The organism is Cytobacillus sp. FSL R7-0696, from assembly GCF_038006865.1.
Taxonomy (GTDB): domain Bacteria; phylum Bacillota; class Bacilli; order Bacillales; family Cytobacillaceae; genus Cytobacillus; species Cytobacillus kochii.
Window position 1 is genome coordinate 4,188,590 of sequence record NZ_JBBOWA010000001.1, and the last position, 22,452, is coordinate 4,211,041.

At 37.4% G+C, this 22,452-nt stretch carries 18 protein-coding genes; 1 reads left to right on the forward strand and 17 read right to left on the reverse strand.

Translation table 11 applies throughout. From position 1 onward, the window contains the following. Positions 1 to 495 precede the first annotated feature (495 nt). The 12 genes from MKX29_RS21370 to MKX29_RS21425 all read right to left on the reverse strand — a co-directional run bounded on the left by MKX29_RS21370 (position 496) and on the right by MKX29_RS21425 (position 15,066). Positions 496 to 1,710 carry a CaiB/BaiF CoA transferase family protein gene (locus MKX29_RS21370; protein ID WP_251161566.1) on the reverse strand — a complete coding sequence of 405 codons (1,215 nt, stop codon included), beginning with the start codon at positions 1,708 to 1,710 and terminating at the stop codon, positions 496 to 498. Between the two features lie 36 nt (positions 1,711 to 1,746). After that, positions 1,747 to 2,910 (reverse strand): acyl-CoA dehydrogenase family protein, encoded by a 1,164-nt coding sequence (locus tag MKX29_RS21375; protein WP_224936386.1) that lies wholly within the window; start codon positions 2,908 to 2,910, stop codon positions 1,747 to 1,749. Positions 2,911 to 2,922: 12 nt separating this feature from the next. Then, the gene (locus MKX29_RS21380; RefSeq protein WP_224936385.1) at positions 2,923 to 3,720 is read right to left on the reverse strand and encodes an enoyl-CoA hydratase/isomerase family protein; all 798 of its coding nucleotides are present in this window, start codon (positions 3,718 to 3,720) and stop codon (positions 2,923 to 2,925) included. A 334-nt stretch (positions 3,721 to 4,054) separates the two neighbouring features. Beyond that, complete coding sequence (locus MKX29_RS21385; protein WP_341107646.1) at positions 4,055 to 5,830, reverse strand: acyl-CoA dehydrogenase family protein; 1,776 nt, start codon at positions 5,828 to 5,830, stop codon at positions 4,055 to 4,057. Between the two features lie 11 nt (positions 5,831 to 5,841). Continuing rightward, positions 5,842 to 6,252, reverse strand: a complete 411-nt coding sequence (locus MKX29_RS21390; RefSeq protein WP_180316969.1) for a PaaI family thioesterase — start codon at positions 6,250 to 6,252, stop codon at positions 5,842 to 5,844. Positions 6,253 to 6,269: 17 nt separating this feature from the next. Further along, positions 6,270 to 8,405: an acetate--CoA ligase family protein gene (locus MKX29_RS21395; RefSeq protein ID WP_341107648.1), complete on the reverse strand. Its 2,136-nt coding sequence runs from the start codon at positions 8,403 to 8,405 to the stop codon at positions 6,270 to 6,272. Between the two features lie 3 nt (positions 8,406 to 8,408). Continuing rightward, a complete protein-coding gene (locus tag MKX29_RS21400; protein ID WP_341107650.1) occupies positions 8,409 to 10,319 on the reverse strand; it encodes a TRAP transporter permease in 1,911 nt (636 codons plus the stop codon). A 53-nt stretch (positions 10,320 to 10,372) separates the two neighbouring features. Further along, positions 10,373 to 11,518, reverse strand: coding sequence for a TAXI family TRAP transporter solute-binding subunit (locus tag MKX29_RS21405; RefSeq protein ID WP_341107653.1), 1,146 nt, complete (start codon positions 11,516 to 11,518; stop codon positions 10,373 to 10,375). Between the two features lie 40 nt (positions 11,519 to 11,558). Further along, positions 11,559 to 11,963, reverse strand: coding sequence for a Zn-ribbon domain-containing OB-fold protein (locus MKX29_RS21410; RefSeq protein ID WP_251161559.1), 405 nt, complete (start codon positions 11,961 to 11,963; stop codon positions 11,559 to 11,561). 4 nt (positions 11,964 to 11,967) lie between these two features. Continuing rightward, positions 11,968 to 13,137 carry an acetyl-CoA acetyltransferase gene (locus MKX29_RS21415; protein WP_281202472.1) on the reverse strand — a complete coding sequence of 390 codons (1,170 nt, stop codon included), beginning with the start codon at positions 13,135 to 13,137 and terminating at the stop codon, positions 11,968 to 11,970. Positions 13,138 to 13,363: 226 nt separating this feature from the next. Beyond that, a complete protein-coding gene (gene fabG / locus MKX29_RS21420; protein WP_281202471.1) occupies positions 13,364 to 14,104 on the reverse strand; it encodes a 3-oxoacyl-ACP reductase FabG in 741 nt (246 codons plus the stop codon). 167 nt (positions 14,105 to 14,271) lie between these two features. Beyond that, positions 14,272 to 15,066: an IclR family transcriptional regulator gene (locus MKX29_RS21425; RefSeq protein WP_251161556.1), complete on the reverse strand. Its 795-nt coding sequence runs from the start codon at positions 15,064 to 15,066 to the stop codon at positions 14,272 to 14,274. A gap of 156 nt (positions 15,067 to 15,222) precedes the next feature. On the opposite strand from MKX29_RS21425, the gene MKX29_RS21430 reads away from it, so the two are divergent. Further along, positions 15,223 to 16,131, forward strand: coding sequence for a LysR family transcriptional regulator (locus tag MKX29_RS21430; protein ID WP_281202470.1), 909 nt, complete (start codon positions 15,223 to 15,225; stop codon positions 16,129 to 16,131). A gap of 62 nt (positions 16,132 to 16,193) precedes the next feature. On the opposite strand, the gene MKX29_RS21435 is transcribed toward MKX29_RS21430, so the two are convergent. From MKX29_RS21435 to MKX29_RS21455, 5 genes are read right to left on the reverse strand one after another with little or no spacing between them, the layout of a single operon-like run. Further along, the gene (locus MKX29_RS21435) at positions 16,194 to 18,299 is read right to left on the reverse strand and encodes an acetate--CoA ligase family protein (RefSeq protein WP_341107657.1); all 2,106 of its coding nucleotides are present in this window, start codon (positions 18,297 to 18,299) and stop codon (positions 16,194 to 16,196) included. Between the two features lie 15 nt (positions 18,300 to 18,314). Beyond that, a complete protein-coding gene (locus MKX29_RS21440) occupies positions 18,315 to 19,619 on the reverse strand; it encodes a TRAP transporter large permease (RefSeq protein ID WP_341107659.1) in 1,305 nt (434 codons plus the stop codon). Continuing rightward, on the reverse strand, positions 19,609 to 20,124 hold the full coding sequence (locus MKX29_RS21445; RefSeq protein WP_341107661.1) for a TRAP transporter small permease: 516 nt from the start codon (positions 20,122 to 20,124) through the stop codon (positions 19,609 to 19,611). The genes MKX29_RS21440 and MKX29_RS21445 overlap by 11 nt, the downstream gene beginning before the upstream one ends. Positions 20,125 to 20,146: 22 nt before the next feature. Next, a complete protein-coding gene (locus MKX29_RS21450; protein WP_224936371.1) occupies positions 20,147 to 21,208 on the reverse strand; it encodes a TRAP transporter substrate-binding protein in 1,062 nt (353 codons plus the stop codon). 27 nt (positions 21,209 to 21,235) lie between these two features. Beyond that, positions 21,236 to 22,450 carry a CaiB/BaiF CoA transferase family protein gene (locus MKX29_RS21455; protein WP_341107664.1) on the reverse strand — a complete coding sequence of 405 codons (1,215 nt, stop codon included), beginning with the start codon at positions 22,448 to 22,450 and terminating at the stop codon, positions 21,236 to 21,238. Between the last annotated feature and the right edge of the window lie 2 nt (positions 22,451 to 22,452).

Here is a 22,452-nt window from a genome sequence, read left to right on the forward strand (position 1 = left end):
CTAACTCAAGCCTTAATACATAAGGACGAGTTAGGTTTCGCGGTACCACCTTAATTGAATGCTCTCTTTTAAACATTCCACTTTCATGAGTTAACGTCTCAATCACCGCTGATGGTTTTCACCAGACTAAAGAGGCAGGTTCAATAGGTTGAATCATGGTGGAATCTTTCAGCTGATAAATTCCACTCTCTTTCATGCCAATCCCTATTTACTAGCCCTCTTTCAATCGTTCATTTATAATTTTGACTCTTTCTTCAATTAAAACGTTTCAGTATTACAACTATTATAGCAGATATCTTTCTCATGAAAAGAATTATTTATCGTAGTTGATGAAAATATCCCCACTTCATATGTAATATTCATCAAACAAATCTTTTCTTCAACTTTTTGATATTGTAGATGAAAAACAGTTGTACTATTTACGCGTTAGTTGAACCACAAGAAAAGCTCTCCTATAAATGTCTTACCACAATAATAGAAGAGCTCATAAATGGTTTATCTGTTTTTCAGTTTTTTTTCATAAGCCCCAATAACTTGGCTAGTTGAAAGCTCTGCTATTCTTTCTTGCGTATAGCCTAATGATTGTAGGACACAATCAGTATTTTCCCCTAGTTTTGGCGATGCCATTTTCACCTCAGGTGTAGATTTACTTAGATGAAAAGGTAGTCTTGGTAGACGTAAATCTTCAATTGTATCATGTGTTACTTGTTGCCACATGCCAAGGGCTTCTGTCTGTTTTGCATCAATGACTTCCGATATTTTTTTTACTTTGGAACTTGGGATCCCTGCCGCGCTTAATTCCGTCACCCAATAATCAGCCGTTTCCCTTTGAAGTATCAGTTCTATGTTTTCTTTTAAGATGTATTGGTTTTCCACACGATTTTTATTATCTAAAAATCGCTGATCTGATAGCCACTCCATACTATTTAAAACCCGACATAATCTTTCAAATAGCGATTGATTGGAAATGCCAATCATGATATACGTATCACTTGCCAAGTAAGCACCATAAGGAGCAAATGCCGTGTGACCAGAGCCGTTTTTCTGTGGTTCTTCTCCTGTCGCTAAAAAGGAAAGCATATGATAACTACTCCAAAATAAACCGGTTTCATATAAAGAAGTAGAAACAAATTGCCCTTCACCTGTATGATTTCGATGCAAAAGTGCAGATAGAATACCAATTGCCCCCCACATTGCACTTCCTTGATCTAAAATAGAGACAGGTACTCTCGCTAATTCAGCGTCTTTGGCTCCATTGATGCCCATGATACCTGTTTCAGCTTGAGCAATAGCATCATAGCCCGGTTGCAATTTTTGCGGTCCACTTTGGCCATATGCTGATAATGAGCAATAGATGATTTGATTGTTTATTGCTTTCAATTTAGCATAACCTAATCCCATTTGCTCTGCTTTTCCCTGCCGGAAGTTCTCAACGAATATATCTGCCGATTTGACAAGATCATATACGATTTGTTTCCCATCTTGTTTCTTAAGGTCGATGACAACCGACTCTTTATTGCGATTAATATGAAGAAAATATACGCCTTCACCACTCATAAATGGCCCCATCCCCCTGGCGTCATCTCCCGTACCCGGACGTTCAATTTTAATAATTTCTGCACCTAAGTCCGCTAGAATCATTGTTAAAGTTGGACCGGAAATATTGGTTGTGACATCAATGACTCTCATGCCTGCTAAAGGTCCCGTCATCCTTATCCCTCCCTGTAGTAAAAGAAATGGTACAAGTTAATAAGACCTTGGTAATCCTAATACATGCTGTCCGACAAAGCTTAATACTAAATTATTGGCAATTGGGGCAACCTTAAATAATCTCGCTTCTCTAAATTTCCGTTCAATATTATATTCTTTAGCAAAACCATAGCCACCGTAAGTATCCATTGCCGCATTTGCTGCATTCCATGTCGCTTCGGAAGTAAGGTATTTAGCCATATTTGCTTCTGCACCGCAATTGACTCCCTCATCAAATAAATCAGCCGCCCTATCTCTCATTAGCTTTGCGGCTTCTATTTCCATAAATGCCTTAGCAATCGGAAATTGTACACCTTGATTCTTTCCAATAGGACGATTGAATACTACACGTTCATTAGCATACTGTACTGAGCGATCTATAAAGTATAAGCCATCTCCAACAGATTCTGAGGCAATTAATATTCTCTCCGCATTCATTCCACTAAGAACATATTTAAACCCTTTACCTTCTTCGCCAATTAAGTTTTCTACTGGAATTTCCGCATTTTCAAAGAATACTTCTGTTGTTGCATGATTAATCATTGTATCAATCGGACGAATGGTTATTTTATCGTGTTGTTCTTTCATATCTAGTATGAATAAACTTAAGCCATCAGTTTTCTTCGCTACAGCTTCTTTTGGTGTTGTTCTTGCTAGAAGTAGCATCAAATCAGAATGCTCAGCTCTAGATGTCCAAATTTTTTGTCCGTTAACTATATATTTATCTCCTTCTTTGTGGGCAAAAGTTTCAATACTAGTTGTATCACTGCCAGCTGTTGGTTCCGTAATTCCAAATGCCTGGAGTCTTGCTTCACCACTGGCTATTTTTGGGAGAAATCTCTGTTTTTGTTCTTCACTACCATGCCTTAATATTGCACCCATTGTATACATCTGTGCGTGGCAAGCACCCGCATTCCCGCCTGAGCGATTAATTTCTTCTAATACAATACTCGCTTCTGTCATTCCCAAACCAGCTCCGCCATATTGTTCTGGAATAAGAACTGAAAGCCACCCCTCATCTGTTAAGGCTTGAACGAAACTTGTTGGATATTCTCCCCTTTCATCCGTTTCTTGCCAATACGTTTCCGGAAATCTCTCACATAAACTTTTCACACTTTTCCTAATCATGTCATGTTCAGTATTGACTTTCGTCTGTGCCATTTTTACCCTCCTTTATTTTCCTTGCCATTGTGGTTTTCTTTTTTCATTAAAAGCATAAATTCCTTCTAGACGATCGTTAGAATTAGCACAACGATAATATGCTTCTAATTCTAGTGCGATTCCCGTAGATAAATCGGAATCTGCTCCTTTATTAACAACTTTCTTTAATGCCTTTAATGAAAGTGGCGCGTTCTCTGCAATTTCTGATGCCAACTTAATTGTCTCTTCTAATAAGTTTTCTTCTCGACAAACTTTATTCACGAGTCCATATTTCTCAGCTTCTGTAGCACTGATTCTTTTACCTGTAAATAAAATTTCTTTAGCTATTGCAAGTGGTAATACTCTTACGGCCATTTGTGTACCACCTATCCCTGGTATGAGACCGAGTTTCGCTTCAGGCAAACCGAATGAAGCGTTTTCATTTGCTGTGCGCATATCACAGCTTAATGCAATCTCCATACCTCCGCCTAGCGCATAACCATTTACAGCACAAATAATGGGAAAAGGAAACTCACGAATTAATTCTGTCACTCTTTCAAAAATATCATGTTGTTTTTTCCAGTCACTTTGGCTCATTCCGTTTCGCTCTTTTAAATCAGCTCCAACACAAAAGCTTTTATCCCCCTCTGCAGTTAAAATAATAACACGTAAATCTGGATCATATTTTAAGGTTTCTAAACTTGATACAATCTCACTTGCCATTCTAGTGTTCAATGCATTCATTGATTGTGGACGGTTTAAACGTAAGATAGCAATTTGATTATGATGGGTTTTTTTTAGGTCAATCGTTTCATATGTCTCAACTTTCATTTATATCCTCCTTTTTTGCTGTAAAAAGAGCATTTAATTCATACTCAATCATTGACATAGTTGCCCTTAATATTCTTGTTGGTTTAGTATGATTCATTAAAGAAATGGAGACGAATACCTGCTCATTTTTCGCCAAATGTTCGTAGATGTTCTTTGTGGAAATGCATAGTAACATGTTCCTTTAAGTGATATTTTTAATGGTTTGCTAGGGGGGAAAACAACGAAGCTTCTCGCTTTTTCTCACAAGTTGTCGTTCGTCTTCACCCTACTTATAAAAATGGTTATCTATAGGATACTGTATCCAATTTTCAATTGCAATATTTTTTAGAATTTTCTATTTACTTAATTGCTCATTAAAATGAGAGATCGCTGATTTGGGGATAGTCACCCAATTGATAACATCTTCTCCCCATTGCCATACACTTTGGTGAAAACAGCGACTTTTACTATTTTGGATATGCAGATGATAATAATAACAAGCATTAAAATATTTTCTATAACTGCTTGTTTCCTTTGTTTCAATTTCAGCTTCTTTCAACAATAAGCAATTCGCTAATAAAAAATAAATGCGATGCATGATAGAAATAGCTTCCATTTCTACTTCTGTAGGGCTAACTTGCCCTATTAGATTAAGATCTTCCTCTAATAGATGCATATTAGTTAATAACTTCTTTCTCAATGGGATAAAATTAACAAACGTCACTTCATTTAAAATCGTTTTCATTGTTTGTATTAACACAGTATTTGCCTTATTTTTTGTAATTGCTCTTAAAACATCCAGCGCAACAATATTCGTCGTACCTTCCCATATTGACCCTAAATGTGCATCACGTACAAGTTTAGCATTTACCCATTCTTCAATATATCCATTGCCGCCTCTCATTTCCATTGATTCACCTGCAATCACTCTTGCTTGTTTGCATATTACACCTTTTAACAAAGGTGTTAACAATCTTAGCATCGTTTTTGCTTTCTCATCCTTTTTAGTTTCGGTCAAATCAAAGGTATGTGCCGTGTATAGTGAGATGGATGTCGCCACTTCCGATGTTAGCATCATTTCAAATAATTGTTTCTGCATGAGAGGAAGTTTGGCTAATGGTTTTTTAAATGCGATACGTCCTCTAGTTGTGTATAAGGCTTCTAAATAAGAGCGCCTGATGAGACCTGTAGAACGGACACTATTTGATAACCTTGAAGCGTTGACCATTGACATCATTTGTTTAAACCCATGATCAAGTTCCCCAACTAAGTAACCAGTCGCCCGCTTAAAAGTTACTTCTCCTGAAGCCATTCCTTTTGTCCCTAATTTATCTTTTAATTTATTGATCGTATAATGATTTCTTTCTCCACTAGGCAAGATTCTTGGTACTAAGAACATGGCCAACCCTTTTGTTCCTTCTTTTGCACCTGTTGGTCTCGCTAATACAAGTGCTACATCAGCACTAACATTTGAACAAAACCATTTATCCCCCGTGATTAACCATGAATCTCCATTAGCTTCTGCTCTGACTGAATTGGCACCCACATCCGAGCCGCCTTGCTTTTCTGTCATAAATTGAGCAGCTGTCATTCTATCACTCTTCGTGCTAATTAAATGGGGTAAGTATTCTTTCTTTAGTTTTACACTTCCATAATCCTCCAAAATCTTCGCCGCTGAGTCTGTCATACTCATCGGACAACATAAACCAAATTCAGCTTGAGCAAATACATACCAAAAAGTGTATTTCATCACTTTATTAAAAGCCGTTTCAGCCCCCATGACACCGCTGCGATGACTCATGGCAACCAAGCCGAATTCTTCATAACCGATTTCCTCGAGACGTGAATAGGATGAATGATAATTAACATCGTTTATTCGTTGTCCACGCTTATCATACATTGTTAATGTTGGTGGATGTCTGTCCGCCTCTCTCGAAAGCGGATCGATTTCATTATTTGCTCTATCCCCTAACTCAATTAACTTATCTTTAACTAATTGATAATCATCGTTTACATAGTGTGCTAATAAAAAATGAATATGGGGATCTGATAAGAAATAATTGATTTCTGTCGGTTCTGGCATGCCACCTTTTATCGGTTCCGGTTGAGGTACTTTAATAGACTCATCCATAAATCCACCTCCTAACTTATCCGCTGTTTAATAGAAAAGGTACCTAGCGCTTTGGCAACAACACTTCCATCTTCCTGAGTAAGGATAGACTCAACATATTGGATTCTTCTTCCTTCATGTATCATTTTCGCTTCTGCATACAAGATCCCTTCTTTAACAGGGGCGAGAAATTGAGTTGTTAATGAAATCGTCGCCACTTTAACATCTTTCATTGACCGAATAGTGACACCTATAACCGAATCCAATAAGGAGGCAGTTGCGCCTCCATGAACCACACCATTAGAGTTTAAATGTTGTTTTTGTACTGACATCTTAATGCGCGCTCTCCCTGCTTCCAATTCATCCATTGTAATACCAAGAAGCTGCCAATAAGGAGATGTATTAAACTCCTTTTCTAGCCATTGTAAGTATTCATTCTTCATAATAGAGACTTCTCCATTCATAAGGATTCTATTAAATGATCAATTTTTTCATCCCAAACGATGACACCATCTAGGGCAAGCACACCTTCTCCTTCTTCAAGCACAATCAGAGGGTTGATATCCATCTCTTTTAATCTACCATTTTGATTAGCAGCAAAATGGGATATCTTCTCTATCGCTCGAGCTAATGCCTGAATGTCATGACTGCCTTTTCCCCTAACTCCTTGCAAAACGGCATAACCTTTTAATTCCATTAGCATCTCAATTGCGTCTTCCTCACTGACTGGAGCTTTTCTTAGCGATACATCTTTAAATACTTCAATAAATATCCCTCCTAGCCCACAGACAATAATCGCACCAAATTGAGGATCCTCTTTCACGCCAATGAAAAATTCTACACCTTCTTGCTTAACCATCTCTTCCACAAGAAAGCCATCTATCTGTGCTTCTTTATCATATTTCTTTACACTTTCTGTTATCTCCTTAACCGCTAACGCTAATTCTTGTTCATTCTGTATATTAACAATAACACCACCTGCATCCGTTTTATGAAGAATATCGGAAGAAATGACTTTGCACACCTTAGGAATATCCCAGTCTACTTTCATAGTCTCTATCTCATCTACCTTATTGATGAGTACGCCTTTAGGTGTACGGATGCCAAAGCTTGTTAATAGATGTTTAACCTTCACTTCAGTCCAAATTCGTTCTTTTATTTCATCAGTATGATAAATGTTTTCACCAGCTACCTGAACATCATTAACAGTCTTTGTTGAATATTGTACTAGTAAACTTAGTGCAACCATCGTTTCATAAGATGTTTTATATACTGGGATATTATTTTGTTGTAAATACCTTCTTCCTTTTCCTGTTAATTCATCTGTGCCAGTAATCGTCACGAGTATCGGTTTATCTGTTTTCGCGTCTATTTCCGCTATTGCTTTGCAAATATTAAAGCCTAATTCGCCTCCAAATGTCGTTTGAAAAACAATGCTGTCTATTGTTGTATCTTCTAATAAGATTTTCAATGTATCGGTTAGAATATGTTGTTCTTTTAAACTTTGCGCAGTCACATCAATCGGATTCATTGCAGATCCGTAAGTAGGGATTAAATCTGCCACTTTTCTCTTCGTTTCTTCAGCCAACGTAATCATATTAAGCTGCAAATCTTCACTATAATCAGCCATTGCGATACCTGCAGCTCCAGAATTAGAAATCGTTACCACTCTATTTCCAGCTGCCCTTTTGTGATTTAAAAAGACTTTGACTGTTGTGATTAAATCATCAATATCATTCACTGTAATAATGCCATATTGTTTGGCGATTGCTTGATACGTTTCGTCAGAACCAGTCATTGAGGCTGTATGCGATAAAGCCGCTTTCTGTCCTAATTTTGACCTTCCAGCTTTCAACATGATGAGTGGTTTATCTTTTTCTTTTGCGGCTTTCGCTAATCGAATGAATTGTTCTCCGTCTGGAATACTTTCTAAATAACCAGTAATGATTGATGTTTGCTCATCCTTTACCATATAACTCATGACATCAAGTGTCGTAATATCCATCTGATTTCCCGTATTCACCACATAGGAGAATCCTATATTCTCTTCTTGTGCCATCCCGAATAATGAAAAGCCTATCGCTCCACTTTGAGAAGCAAACCCTACTGGTCCAGAAATAAATGGCCGATCTGTTTCAAACGAGGTAGCAAACCCCATTGGTAGTGATAAATGAACATTTAATAAGCCGACACAGTTGGGGCCAAGAATATGAATATTCGCTTCCTTCGCCTTTTCTAACACTTCATTCTGTAGATTTGAACCTTCTTCTCCTATTTCTGCAAAACCTGAGCCAAAAAGAACGATACTTCTAATTGCTTTTTGTTTACATTGATCGATGATGGATAACATTCTTTTAGCTGAAACAGCTATTAATGCGACATCAACGGAGTCAGGAATTTCAACTAAAGAAGGGTAACACTTATAACCACCAATTTCTTCATATTTAGGGTTTACAGGATAAATATTCCCTTTATATTGATGCTGAATAAGGTTTTTGATCGGTTTACCACTAATGGATGTGAAATCTTTTGATACGCCTACAATGGCGATTGATTGTGGGTGAAGAAATTTTTGTATCGCTTCATTTTTATCCATTCGTTATACCTCCAGTTCATTGCCTTGATTATATTTACTTCTTTTTCTTCGCCATTTAAGTACATAAAGACAGACAGCTATCACGGTTCCAGCGATAATAAATGACCACATTGGGACAAACATCATCAGACCAGCAACAAATAAAATGATTCGCTCTGCCATAACTAAAATGCCAGCTCCCACAAGATAGCCTTCCAGAGCAAAGGAAATGCAAGCAATCCCTACGACTGCAACAACTATACTAAGGACCGTATCCCACGGATCTCCACGACCAATCAATATGGCAGGATTATAAATCATGAAGAATGGGACAATAAACTTTACTGACCCTAACTGGACAGATTGAAAAGCTGTTTTCATCGGACTTGCTCCTGCTATACTTGCTGTCGAAAAGGCAGCTAATGCTACTGGTGGCGTAATATAGGAGACAGTTGCCCAATAAACAACATATAAATGTGCTGCTATTGGATCCACACCAACCGCAACAAGTGCCGGTGCCATAATAACTGCTAAAAATACATATACAGCGGATACAGTCATACCCATCCCTAAAATAAAGCAGGTAAGTGCTCCACCTATTAAGATTAAGAAAGTATTATCTCCAGCAGCAGCCACTAATTCACGAGAAAATGAAAACGATACACCTGTAGCAGACAACGCACCAACAATAAAGCCTACCCCAGCAATAATAACAACGATATCAGTTAAGACCTTTCCTATATTCACAACCATATTCGCTAGATCCTTAGCTGACATCCTCGTTGATTTCTTTATCATGGCAATGAGTAACAATACAGCACTCGCATAATAAGGTGCTTGCCCTTCTGAGTTAAGTACTGCTAAGAAGAGTATCATGACTACGATTGAAAAGATATAATACCAACCCTCTTTTAACGTTTTCCAGAATGAGGATATTTCCTTAGCAGACATCCCTTTCAATCCATTTTTGGCAGCATATCCATCAATTTGAATAAATAAGCCAAGATAATAAAGAAATGCTGGGACTGCAGCTGCTAAAGCGATTTCATAATAAGGGACCGCTAAAAAAGAGGCCATGATAAAGGCTGCCGAACCCATAATCGGTGGCGTAATGGTACCACCTGTAGACGCTGTCGCTTCAATAGCTGCTGCATAATGGGGTTTATAGCCTGTTTTCTTCATTGCCGGTATGGTCATTGCACCTATAGTCACTGCATTCGAAACGGCACTACCACTCAACATGCCAAAAAATGCACTCCCTACAACGGCAACCTTCGCAGAGCCCCCCCTTGTTCTGCCAAAGATAGAAAGAGCGAGGTTGAAGAAAAAGTCACCACCACCAGTTTTCGTAATGACTACACCAAATACTAAAAATCCTAGTAATAAATTCCCAATCGTTGTATAAGCAATACCAAACACGCTATTAGAACTCATGATGTGATTTCTCGCTAACGTAAGAAAATCATAAGACTGTCCTTGGAGCAATTCTATCGGTATAATTCCAGCAATAAGAGGATACAGTGAGATTACTAGACAGATCATCGCTAAAACAAGACCGGCTGTTCTTCTTAAAGCTTCAATAATTAACCCCCATAGAAGAATACTTGCAATGGTCGGTAAAACTGGAGCCTCCCAATCCCATCCCTCAATAATAATTCGTTCACCATTCAAACCAATGGCTATAGCAATGATCATGGATAATAAAAAACAGGCGATATCATACCATTTAATCGAAAGATCCGTTTTCTTTCCGGGAAACATAAGATAGGCACAAGGGAGAAAACAGGCTAATAATAAAATCATGTAAGCATTTTGAATCGGATTTATGCCAAATAATTCAAGATAGAATAACATGTTTACAGATAAGAAAATGCCTATTAAAGTGGAGCTAATAATAATCGTTTTCCAAAAAGTGTTTAAACGTGATTGCACCATAGACTAACCTCACCTCACATTTATCAGAATGGATGGTTATGATTCTCTCATTTCTAATTTACAGATTCCCGTTCCTGTAACCAGAGCGCTTCAAATTCCTCATCTGTTAATTCTTCTTTTTCAGCGTAGGCAACCGTTTTTTCCCATACTTCATTTAACGCTTCGTACCGTTCTATTAATTGATCATTTTTTTGTTGTTTTTCTTCACTCCATAAGCCTTCTTCTTTAAAGAAACGAATTGTGCCCTCATGAAACGGAATTCCTTTTGGCTCTGTTAAGACTTCATCCTTACTATATAGAGCTAGATTAGGTAGGGCATCGCCATATAAATGGAAAGAATCATTTAACGATTTAATAAACTGATAAACTGCCTCTTCACTTTGATCTGCGTATCCACCAATTAAATAGCCATGTCCCATGACATCCATACCTGTTTCCATACCTGCTCCTTGTTTTGTATTAATAGGAAATAACCACGCAGCCACTTCCTCAACTCTTGCCCATCCCCCGTTGTCATCTTTATCCATTTCTAACCAACGAATTCCACCTTTACTATGGGCTTCAAACATTGTAGATGCAGTCGGATTAATACCGGCAACATCAATTTGCCCTTGGATAAGCGCTTCTCCTTGTCCTGAATAGGAAGTGATTTTCACTGGCTCCACATCATTCCAAGTTAAGCCGGCGAAAGCAAGCATTGCTTCATTTTTCAAATTGACGGAAGTGTTTCCAGCTATTATTGGAATTTTCTTTCCCCTTAGATCTTTGAGAGTTTGTATATCTGAGTTTTCTCTTACCGCAAATCCGAATTGACTAATGGGTGCCCAATAAGCTCGAACATTTTGCGGTCCCCATTTTTTTGAAGTGAATTCTTCCTTTCCTTCGAATGCCAGTTGAATTTCATCTCCCACTTTGCCTACAGAAGCAATTTCACGCCTTAAAGGGACCATTCTTCCAACACCACTTGCAGATGGAAGCATTCTCACCTTTGTATCATATTTTTCTGTCAACACATTCGCAATAGCCGACATTTCTGCATAACCACCAGAGCCTACATCATAAACACTCCACGTCATTTGCTCAGCTAGGCCCGATTCATCTGCGAGCAACGAAGCTTGAGGAGCAGAGTTACATCCAGCTAAAAGAAAACATAGTAATAGCAGCAGTACTAATGGAAGCATTTTATTCCCTTTCTTCATGTAATAACCTCCCATCCAGATATGGCCAATGAAAACAAAGTTATACAGGCGTAAACATGGGTAGCGTCATCTCTCCGACTTTTTGAAAGACGACTTTTACTTGTTGATTGCAATGAATTGCTTCCATATCCGTATCAATAATGTTCGTCATCATCCTAACCCCTTCTTTTAGATCGATGAGGGCAACACAATACGGCAAATCGTCTTTAAACGCAGGACCACCAGCCCTTCGCGCAATTGTATAAGAATAGATCGTCCCTTCTCCGCTTGCTTCTACCCAAGTAACGTTTTCCTCTCCACAGTGAGGACATAGAATACGTGGGTAAAAGATATGCAAAGAGCAGCTTTGACATTGTTGTATGAATAATTTTCCTTTCTCACACCCTTCCCAAAAAAACTTCGAATCATTATCAATAATTGGTAATGGCTTCATTATCTTATCCATCTGTTTAGTCCCTCCCTAAAATGACGACTGATGTTGAGGAAAGTGTTCCCCCTGTTCCATTTACAAGTCCTATTTTTGCTTCTTTCACTTGTCTCTCTCCACACTCACCTCTTAGTTGCCTAACCGCTTCAATAATTAAAAAAATCCCGTACATACCTGGATGGGCATATGAAAGGCCCCCGCCGTTCGTATTCATCGGAAAATCACCGCCTGGAGCTGTACGTTGATTTTTCACAAAATCGCCACCTTCACCACGTTTACAAAAACCTAAAGATTCTAATGTGAGCAACACCGTGATCGTGAAAGAGTCATAGATTTCAACGAAATCAATGTCATCATGGCCAACTCCTGCCATCTCAAACGCGCGTTTACCTGATTGCGCAGCAGATGTCATTGTTAAGTCAGGCATCGCCTGAATAGACCAATGACTATGTGCCTCCCCTTGGCCAAGGATCCAGACCGGTTTTTTCCGGCAATCCTTCGCCCGTTCGGGTGATACAAGCACTACTGCCCCTGCTCCGTCTGTTACAAGACAGCAATCTAGTATATGAAGAGGATCAGTAATCATTGGCGATTGCAGAACATCCTCAATGGATATCGTATCCCTTTTTGTCGCATATGGATTTAATTGAGCCCACTTTCTTGTTGCTACTGCTATTTCTGCTAAGTCTTCATTCGTTGTTCCGTATTGATGCATGTGACGATTTGCCGCCATTGCGTATGCACCAGCTGGTGAAGGTAAGCCAAAAGGTGTTTCATATTGTGCAGTAAAGGTAGGTGGTCTTCCTGCTAAAGATCGCGATCTCTCTGACTTCTGTGTACTTCCATATAAAATTAATGCTACTTCACAAAGCCCTGCTTGAATGGCAGCTGCAGCATGGCCAATATGAGCTTCAAATGAAGAACCGCCTATCTGTGTAGAATCTGTATAGTTTGGCTCAATCCCTAAATATTCTCCCATTACAACAGAAGGAAATGTACCAACACCAGGCACCCCCCATAGACCAGCAACAAACAGACCGTCTACATCAGACTTTGTTAAACCTGCATCATCTAGTGCTCGTTTTGCTGCGATTGCTTGAATTTGCAAGACAGATAAACCGTCTTTTACTTTTCCTTCCTCAAGCTCAATATCACCTACTCCGACAATCGCAGCAGCGTTTTTAATTGACATGATAACCCTCCATCTATGCATTTATTTTTAGAAATCCTTATGAAAGCAGTCATACATACCTAATAGATTGGTATACATATGTTTTTATTGGGTTTGGTCTTTTACAAAGAAGTTAACAGCGAGTATTTCAGGATGTATCTTGGTTGAGGATGTTGTTAGATCATTTTGTAGATTTGAGAAGAGAGATTAAAAATGAATCGATATATTTTTCATGTTTTGCAATCGCTTACATATATCTGCCACCAGTTACTTCAATTACGTTCCCAGTGATATAGTCAGCATAATTAGAGCTTAAGAAAACGGCAGCTTTAGCGATATCAAGCGGTTGACCTACTTTTTGCATCGGTATTTCTGCTATTTTCAACTCCTTTAACTTGTCAGGAATGGCTTTGGTCATATCTGTTTCAATAAAACCAGGTTGAATGGCGTTCACATTGACCTGGAATTTAGCTAATTCTTTTGCTGCAGCTTTCGTCATGCCAACAATTCCTGCCTTAGCGCCAGCATAATTCACTTGCCCCATATTACCAACCTTACCGGCAATGGATGAGATATTAACAATCTTCCCCTTTTCTTGTTTTCTCATATGAAGTGCCGCAGCTTGCATACATAAGAATGTCCCTTTCATATGTACTTGAATCACTTGGTCAAATTGCTCTTCTGTCATTTTATGAAGCATTGCATCACGTGTAATTCCTGCATTATTAACAAGCACATCTATATCACCAAAATGACTAATTGTCTTGGAGAAAAGCTCGTCAACACTTTCTTTTTTGGCAACATCTACTTTAACTGCTAATCCCCTTGATCCAACCTTTTCAATTTCATTCACGACAGATTCACATGCTTCTACATTCAAGTCACCAACGACTATTTGGGCGCCATGTTGAGCTAATAAAAGACTAATCTCTCTACCGATTCCCTTCCCAGCGCCAGTAACTATCGCTACTTTATTCTTTAAATCCATGAAACTACCTCCATTTCAAAAATATGATATTTATTAAGATTTTATATATTAAAAATTTTTTGTCAATAAAAAATTAGAAAATTAAGATTATTTAACTACATTCAATTTTCTGCAAAAAAGACATTATTACTCCCTATTTTCTGATTGAATAATAATGTCTTTTCTAATTAGACTAATGGGCGATCTCCGCCTAATTTAATTGTAATTTCATTCGCAATTCCCTTTATTAGTTCACCAATTCTTTCCGCTTCCGCTCCTTGCAACTGACTGGTTAAGCCGACTAATGAAATGGACATCTCCACTGTATTTGTATTATTAAAAATCGGTGCAGCAATGCCAATTAAACCATCAATATATTCCCCATATGAAATGGCATATCCCTTTATTTTTATCATTTCTAACTCTGCTAATAATTCTTTCATTTCGTTTTCCGTTAAAGGACGAAGACCATCATTATAATCAATTAACCGTTTTGCTTCTTCTCGCCTTAGATTAGCTAACAAACACTTACCATAAGCACCATCTACAATTGAGAAATGTCTACCTACTGATACATTTATTCCAAATTGTTCTGCTTCTACCTTAGCAATGATGGTCGATTTTTTCTCACCAATTCGATTGACTAGGAAACTCGTTAATCCAGTTTCTTCTGTTAATCTTTCCAAGTATGGCATAATAACAGATAAATCTAGAATATTCTCTTTCGCTCTTTCTCCTAAAACAACTAAATAGGGGCCAAGACTATATCTTTTAGAGCTTTGATCATAACGTACAACGGATAGCTCTTCTAACTTTTGCAGTATGCGGTAACATGTTGTTGGGGTTAATGATAAGGCATTTGCAATTTCAGTTAAGTTACTTTTACTAAACTTTTTTCGACTCAATAATGTAAGGATTTTAAATGCACTGTCCACTGCAGGTACATTATATTTTCTCTTCGCCTTCTTTACATGCTCATCCATCTTTTCTACCCCTTCATTATCCTTTTTTCAGTAATTTTATATACAAAAAATTTTTTTGTCAACGAAATAAAAGTTGTTTTTTGAATGATATAAATCATCTGATATCTATATGGTAAAATAGTGGGAGCAGGAAAACATGTAAGGAGCGTTATTAGAATGGATATTAAACAATTAGAAGTATTTCTATCAGTATATAAACATAATAACTTTTCTAAAGCTGCTGAGGAACTTTGTATTTCACAACCAACAGTTAGCTCTCAAATCAAATCTTTAGAAGACCAATTAGGGCTGCAATTATTCAATCGTAAAAATAAATCATTAGGTAGCTTAACAGATGCTGGAAAGATTCTTTATCCTTATTCCACCCAAATTCTTTCATTAGTAAAAGAAGCAGAAAAATCACTCACTCAATATAAAGAAGGGTATAAAGGTTCCCTCTCTCTAGTGACTTCCGATTCATTTTGTTACTGGATTTTACCAAAAATTTTAGAAAGCTTTCATATTTCCTATCCTACAATTGAAATCATACTACATACCGCTTTTACACCTAAAATGATTGATATGCTTTATCATCGTGAAGTGCATTTTGCCATTGCACGTTCCGCTCAAAAAGAGTTTATAGAAGAAGATTTAGTCAGCCATCATATTGGTCAAGATCCCATTGTACTCGTTGCCTCAGCTAACAATCGTTTAACAAATATTCCAAGTCCTCATTTAAGTGACTTAGCTGATGAAACCTTCATCGTTTATGGGAAAGAGTCAAACTACTGGGCACAAATTGAACAAAAGCTATCTTCCTATGGTTTCCATATGAAAACAGGAATGGAGCTTAACGACATCCATGCAACGAAAAAAATGATCGAGATTAATCTCGGGATTTCTTTCTTGCCAAGTATCTCGGTACAAGAAGAGATTGAAAATGGTAAGCTCCAAATCATTCCAATTAGTGATGACTTGCATTTGTATCGTCACTCTCACCTTGTTTACCATCAAGATACCGTAATTGCTGGAGGAATACAGAAGTTTTTATCGTTTGTAACTGAACAGAAGCCCTATTTGATTTAAGTATATAATCCCCCTTATTAATGAGGTTGCTTCACTTTGCCTCATTAATAAGGGTAAGTGAATCAACTATAGATCTCTGCTTGTTTTTTCCCAACAATGACAGCGTCAACCGCTGTAACACCTTTACCTTCTTTATGGACAAGGATTGGATTAAATTCCATTTCTTTCCATTCCCCTTGATGAGATAAACAAAATTCTGATAAAGTTTGTATCGTTAATGCCAATGCTTTTATATCTGACTTAGGTTTTCCCCTCACTCCATTTAGAAGTGGAAATGCCTTAATAGAAGCAATCATTTGTAACGCTTGAGCCTCTGTAATTGGTGCAGGCAAGAAAACAACATCCTCAAGCACTTCCGTAAATACCCCACCGATACCAAACATGATTGTCGGTCCAAATGTAGGGTCGTTAATGGCTCCAATAATCACCTCAACTCCTTCATCTGCCATTTCTTCAATCATCATTCCTTCGATAAGATGTTCGATATGATGATGCTTTATTCTATTAATCATGCCTTCATAAAATTGAAGTAACTCTTGTTGACTGTTGATTTTTGTTTGAACCAACTGATAGTCTGATTTATGAGTAATCTCCTTCGAAACCCCTTTTAAGACAAGAGGAAAAGAAAGACTATGCTCATGCAGATCTTCTTGATTACGAACAAAAGAACCTTTAGGCACTTTTATACCAATCGATTGTAATAGTTGCTTCCCTTCCCATTCATTTAGTTTTTCATTAACGATCATGGGTGTCTGCTTACGAATTTCTTTTCTCATTTGACCGTCAGTTTGCTTTTCTGCCGTATAGTAATTTACGACATGTGCAAGGGCATTAATGGTCCGTGTGGGTGTAGGGATCCAAGGAATACTTTTTTCCTTAAAGACCGCCTTTTTTGTTTCTTCCTGTATACCAGACCAACAAACAACAACGGGCTTATTTGCTTGTTTAATCAACTTACTAAGTTTGTCGATAATAGGTGTAAATAAATGATCCGTCATTTGAATATAAAACACGATGGTTTGCACTTCAATTGCTTCAACTAACACAGTTAGAGTATCAAGTATTTGTTGAGGATCTTGATTCACTTGTGCCGTCATATCAACTGGGTTTTTAATAGAAGCAAAAGCTGGAAGAGTTTGTGATAATCTCTCTTTCGTTTCTGCTTTTAAAGTGGCAAGTTTCATTCCTTTACGTTCACATTGGTCAGCCATCATTATGCCTGCACCACCTGATTGTGTGACGATAACCGCCCCTCCGTCTTTAGAGATATTTTTAGCATAATGAAACAGTGATAATGTATCAATTAATTCTTCCTCATCATCAACGAGAACCACATTGTTTGCAGCAAAATAACATTGATAAATCTTCGCATTTCCTGCTAATGATGCGGTATGCGAACTAGCCGCATCCGCCCCGATAACTGACGTGCCAACTTTCATTAATACTATTGGTTTATTATTTTCATGACTTGCCTTTATTGCACGATTCATTTTAGTTATATTTCTTGCTCCCTCTAAATATCCACCAATGACTTTTATGTCAGGACTTTTAGCAAAATAATCAATATACTCAAAGAAATCAACCGTGCTTTCATTTCCGCTAGATACAAAAGCTTGAAATCCGATACCCATTTCAGTTGCTAATGTATGAGTTAAAGAACCCATTGCTCCGCTTTGTGTAACGAATGCAATCGCTGCAGGATCACATGCTTTTAAACTGGAAAAGGAAGCAATCATCTGTTTATTTAAGTTAAATAACCCAAGAGAATTTGGACCGCAAATCGGCAAATGGTTTCCTTTTGAATACTCCCTTATCTCTTCCTCCAACTTCTCTCCCTCTCCACCTATTTCTGTAAATCCAGAACTAAAAATCAATATACTTTTTACCTTCTTCGCATGTAATTGTTTAATAATAGATAATACACTTTTAGCTGCTACACAAATCAATGCTAAGTCAATATATTCAGGTAGTTCTTCTATCTTCTGATAGCATGGAAAACCTAATATCTCTTCATATTTTGGATTTACAAGATAAACTTCACCTTGATAGCCTACCTCTTTTAAATTCGCTATCGGTTTATAGCTGATTTTCGTTTCGTCTCCACTAGCTCCAATAATAGCTATTGCGTTTGGTTCTAACATTGGTTTAAGGTCGTCACTCGTAAACATATATTCAACCTCCTCTTAATACATATTTTTAGGCAAAAACAGAGCAATATCAGGAAAAAGATAGAGAATAATAATTAATAGGAAAATGGGAATCAAAAATAAACTTGTTCCTTTAAAAATTTGTTCTAAAGAAAGGTCAGGGGCTGATCCTCTTAGTACAAAACAATTCATGCCAACAGGAGGTGTGATCATTGCCATTTCCATCACCAAAACAATAATGACACCGAACCAAATTAAATTCATATCCATCGCTAGAATAATCGGTAGAATAATCGGTACTGTAACAACAACCATAGCAAGAGCATCCATCACCATTCCTAATAAAATGTACATAAGAATAATAAGCACAAATAATAGAAAAGGGGGAACTGAGATAGATTCGAAAATATCCGCTAATAGAAAAGGTAATCTCGTAATTGTTAGGAAGTAATTTAAGATAAATGCCATAATAATTATGGCAAATAAAAATCCTGTTGTTTTTAAAGTAGCAGATAATGCTTTAACAAATGACTGAATCGTTAATTTCCTTCTGATTAATGCAAAAATAAACGTAAAGAATGCCCCAATCCCTGCTGCTTCAGTTGGGTTAAACCAGCCGATATACATCCCCCCAATCACAATGCCAAATAACAAAATAATCCATATTGTAGATTTCAATGCGATGAAACGATCCTTCCACTCCACCTTTGTATGAATCATTGGTGCTAACTCTGGCCTTACAGAAACAGCCACAAATACAGTAATCATATATAAGATGATAAGCATCAGCCCCGGTATAATGCCAGCCACTAAAAGCTGTCCAATAGATTGTTCAGTCATCATCCCATATAGAATAAACAAAGTACTTGGTGGAATGAGCACACCCAATGTTCCTCCCGCGACAATCGTTCCTCCGGTTAATGATTTGTTATAACCAGCCTTTAGCATTTCCTTTGATGCAATTACACCCATTGTGGCAGTATTTGCAAGGCTTGAACCTGAAGCGGCCGCAAAAACAGCAGAAGATGCAATTGTCGCCATCCCAAGTCCACCTCTTAATCTACTAAGCCAAAGTCTGAAAGTATTAAAGAGCTCTGTACTAATTCCACAGATAAATAATAATTCTCCCATTAGAACAAACATAGGGATAGTGCTTAACGTATAACTAAAACTATGATCCCATGTCACTGTTTCAACAACTGTGGCTAATGCCGTCCAACCTTTCAAATAAAAGATTCCTAGTACGGCTGGTACAACCATTGCGATAGCAATGGGTACTTTAAAAAACATTAAAACAAACATGATCAAAATAACGATAACGCCAAACCATTCAACCGGCATGTTCATCACCTCCTGTATTTTCATAATTTAATGAAAAGATGAGCTTGAGCATTCTTAGAAAAGCCTCAGCTCCCCACATGAGAAAGCCGAATGTAATGATATAATCAAAGGGATAAAACGGGATTTCTAAAAGAGTAGTAGATATAGGCATTGTTAGTTGATGAAAGATCCCGACATGAAGATATATATAGGCAATGAGGATGGTAATAATAAATGTAAGAAAGGCGCCAAATATCTCTAAGACGCGTTGCCACTTATATGAAAGTCTGCTTGTGATAATATCTATGGTAATATGTCCGTTTACTTGTTCTGTATAAGCCAAACCACACATGATTAGCACTACCATACCTAATTGAACAATTTCGATATCACCGATAATAGGTGAAAATAATATCCGACTAATTACAGCAAAGGTAATAAATATCATCATCAGTGTCATCGTTGCTAACGCAATATATTTTGTTATTGCTGTTAAAAAGTGTATGACCTCTTCCAGCTTTCTCATGCATTCCACCACCTTAACTGTTTTAATTTTCAAATGGTAAAGGGTAATCTTCTTCACGGAGAATTTCAAAAAAAGCTTCGACCATTTCTTCTCCATCATATCCACGTTTATTTGCATCTTCTATCCATAACTCCCAAGCACCTTTACCTGCTTCACGATACTTAATGTCTTCTTCTGTAGAAAGTTTAATATATTCGCCTCTTTTTTCAACTGCTTTCTCTAACTGCTCATTAGAAGCAGCTAACTCTGTAACATAACTCTTTGTAAACATTTCTGATAACGCAGGATTCAATTCTTCTGTAAATATTTTTTGTAAATCTGGCGGGAGCTGATCATAGAAGTTTTTATTCATTACAGGAATGAGTGGGTTCACGAGTACTGACATTTGTGTAATATAAGGGGCAGGTTCATAATACCTTACTGCTTCACCACCAATAGGTGTATAAAATGCGGTATCAATCATCCCCTTTTCTAATCCTTCGTATATGCCTTCAGATGTGATCGATACTGGCGTTCCTCCTAATGATTGAATAAAGGCATTTTCGCCTTTTCCGCTCATTCTCATTTTTTTATTCTGTAAATCTTCCATTGTGTGAATAGGAGTGGTAGAAAATAAATCATAGGCATCTGTTGATGTTGGTGGCATAAGGATGACATTATCTAACCCTTTGTCTGCAAATCGATCTTCGAATTTACTTAAAACTTTGTTTGCCTCAACAGGTCCTTGTAATGCAAATGGTAAACTACCGATTGTATAAGGAAAAAAAGGGGTATCATAAAAATAGTTCGTTACGAGAAGACTTACATCATAGAGCCCTCCTTTTATATCTTGATAAACAGAGCTAGACTTTCCTAAGGCACTCCCATGATAAATATTGACTTTAACTCTTCCATTCGTCTTTTCTTCCACCATCTTTTTCCATGGCTCCCACGCATTATAAGCATAGTGATGTGTAGATGGCTGCCAATTATTTATATCCATCACATACACCTCATCGGAAGCGCTTTCATTGGATGTCTGTTGACTACAGCCATTTAATAAAATACATACAAAAAATAAAGTCAATAGAAGAATCTTTTTCATTGGAAACACCTCCATTATTGTGCATAATCACACTTTCCACTTGGCTAACGAACCAATAACTCCCTCTTTTCTCAGTTGATCAATCTCTAATTTTTGATACCCTAATGCATGTAGAAGTTCTTCTGTATGTTGTCCTAAAACAGGTGGCCCTGCTTTTGTTTTAACATTTAGCGTAGAATTTTTGAGTGGACTTTTCACCAATTTAATATGTCCAAGCTTTACATGGGAAACTTCTTCTACAACTTCTCTCGCCTCAACTTGAGGATGTTGAAAAACTTGTTCAATATTATTTACTGGTCCAGCTGGAACACCTACTTGTGATAATAGAGTGAACCATTCATCTGCCGTTTTGGTTATCATCATATCTGCGATCTTTTTTGTTAACACTTCACGGTTAGTTACTCTGGCTTGATTCGTTTTAAACCTCTCGTCCCCAATCCATTCTTCATGATTTAAAACAACGCAAAAATTCGCAAATAATTTATCATTACCACAACAAACCATTAATGGACGGTCACTGCATTTAAATACTTGATAAGGAACAATATAACTATGATCATTGCAAACTCTTGTTGAAACAGTACCTGTATTTAAATAACTACTTGCTACATTGGCAAGTGCACTTAATTGTACTTCAAATAGGGATAGATCAATATATTGTTCCTTTCCTGTTTGATCTCTTTGTCTTAGTGCTGCTAGAATCGCTATTGTTACATATTGTGACGTCATAATATCGACTAGTGGAAGTCCCACTCTTGTCGCCTCGCCCTCTGAAAATCCAGTAACTTCCATTAAACCACCTATCGCTTGCATAACAGGATCAAATCCCGGTTCCCCTTTATACGGTCCCGTTTGCCCATATCCGGTAACCGAACATAATATAATATCTTTTTTTACCTTTTTAAGTTGATCTAGGTCGAGACCTAACTTTTTCAAAGTACCTGTTTTAAAGTTTTCTAAGACAATATCTGCCTCTTGTACGAGCTTTAGAAAGATATCCTTCCCTTTTTGATTTTTCAAATCCAACTCGACTGATTTTTTATTACGATTAGCGGTAAAATAATACGTACTTTCTCCACCTATGAAAGGAACCCAATCTCTCATACTATCTGTACCGTTCGGTGCCTCTATTCTGATGACATCAGCACCTAAATCTGCTAATATCATTGAACCCCCAGGTCCTGCATATACACGAGATAAATCCAATACTTTAACGCCTTCAAGTGGTTGCCTTTCACTCATCG

What these genes read in the sequence shown, in the direction of transcription:
- MKX29_RS21450 (WP_224936371.1), bottom strand. Translation starts at nt 21,208, where the DNA reads ATGAAAAAGATTCTTCTATTGACTTTATTTTTTGTATGTATTTTATTA.
- MKX29_RS21390 (WP_180316969.1), bottom strand. Translation starts at nt 6,252, where the DNA reads ATGAAGAATGAATACTTACAATGGCTAGAAAAGGAGTTTAATACATCT.
- MKX29_RS21445 (WP_341107661.1), bottom strand. Translation starts at nt 20,124, where the DNA reads ATGAGAAAGCTGGAAGAGGTCATACACTTTTTAACAGCAATAACAAAA.
- MKX29_RS21375 (WP_224936386.1), bottom strand. Translation starts at nt 2,910, where the DNA reads ATGGCACAGACGAAAGTCAATACTGAACATGACATGATTAGGAAAAGT.
- MKX29_RS21410 (WP_251161559.1), bottom strand. Translation starts at nt 11,963, where the DNA reads ATGGATAAGATAATGAAGCCATTACCAATTATTGATAATGATTCGAAG.
- MKX29_RS21370 (WP_251161566.1), bottom strand. Translation starts at nt 1,710, where the DNA reads ATGACGGGACCTTTAGCAGGCATGAGAGTCATTGATGTCACAACCAAT.
- MKX29_RS21405 (WP_341107653.1), bottom strand. Translation starts at nt 11,518, where the DNA reads ATGAAGAAAGGGAATAAAATGCTTCCATTAGTACTGCTGCTATTACTA.
- MKX29_RS21430 (WP_281202470.1), top strand. Translation starts at nt 15,223, where the DNA reads ATGGATATTAAACAATTAGAAGTATTTCTATCAGTATATAAACATAAT.
- MKX29_RS21380 (WP_224936385.1), bottom strand. Translation starts at nt 3,720, where the DNA reads ATGAAAGTTGAGACATATGAAACGATTGACCTAAAAAAAACCCATCAT.
- MKX29_RS21440 (WP_341107659.1), bottom strand. Translation starts at nt 19,619, where the DNA reads ATGCCGGTTGAATGGTTTGGCGTTATCGTTATTTTGATCATGTTTGTT.
- fabG (WP_281202471.1), bottom strand. Translation starts at nt 14,104, where the DNA reads ATGGATTTAAAGAATAAAGTAGCGATAGTTACTGGCGCTGGGAAGGGA.
- MKX29_RS21395 (WP_341107648.1), bottom strand. Translation starts at nt 8,405, where the DNA reads ATGGATAAAAATGAAGCGATACAAAAATTTCTTCACCCACAATCAATC.
- MKX29_RS21400 (WP_341107650.1), bottom strand. Translation starts at nt 10,319, where the DNA reads ATGGTGCAATCACGTTTAAACACTTTTTGGAAAACGATTATTATTAGC.
- MKX29_RS21385 (WP_341107646.1), bottom strand. Translation starts at nt 5,830, where the DNA reads ATGGATGAGTCTATTAAAGTACCTCAACCGGAACCGATAAAAGGTGGC.
- MKX29_RS21435 (WP_341107657.1), bottom strand. Translation starts at nt 18,299, where the DNA reads ATGTTTACGAGTGACGACCTTAAACCAATGTTAGAACCAAACGCAATA.
- MKX29_RS21455 (WP_341107664.1), bottom strand. Translation starts at nt 22,450, where the DNA reads ATGAGTGAAAGGCAACCACTTGAAGGCGTTAAAGTATTGGATTTATCT.
- MKX29_RS21425 (WP_251161556.1), bottom strand. Translation starts at nt 15,066, where the DNA reads ATGGATGAGCATGTAAAGAAGGCGAAGAGAAAATATAATGTACCTGCA.
- MKX29_RS21415 (WP_281202472.1), bottom strand. Translation starts at nt 13,137, where the DNA reads ATGTCAATTAAAAACGCTGCTGCGATTGTCGGAGTAGGTGATATTGAG.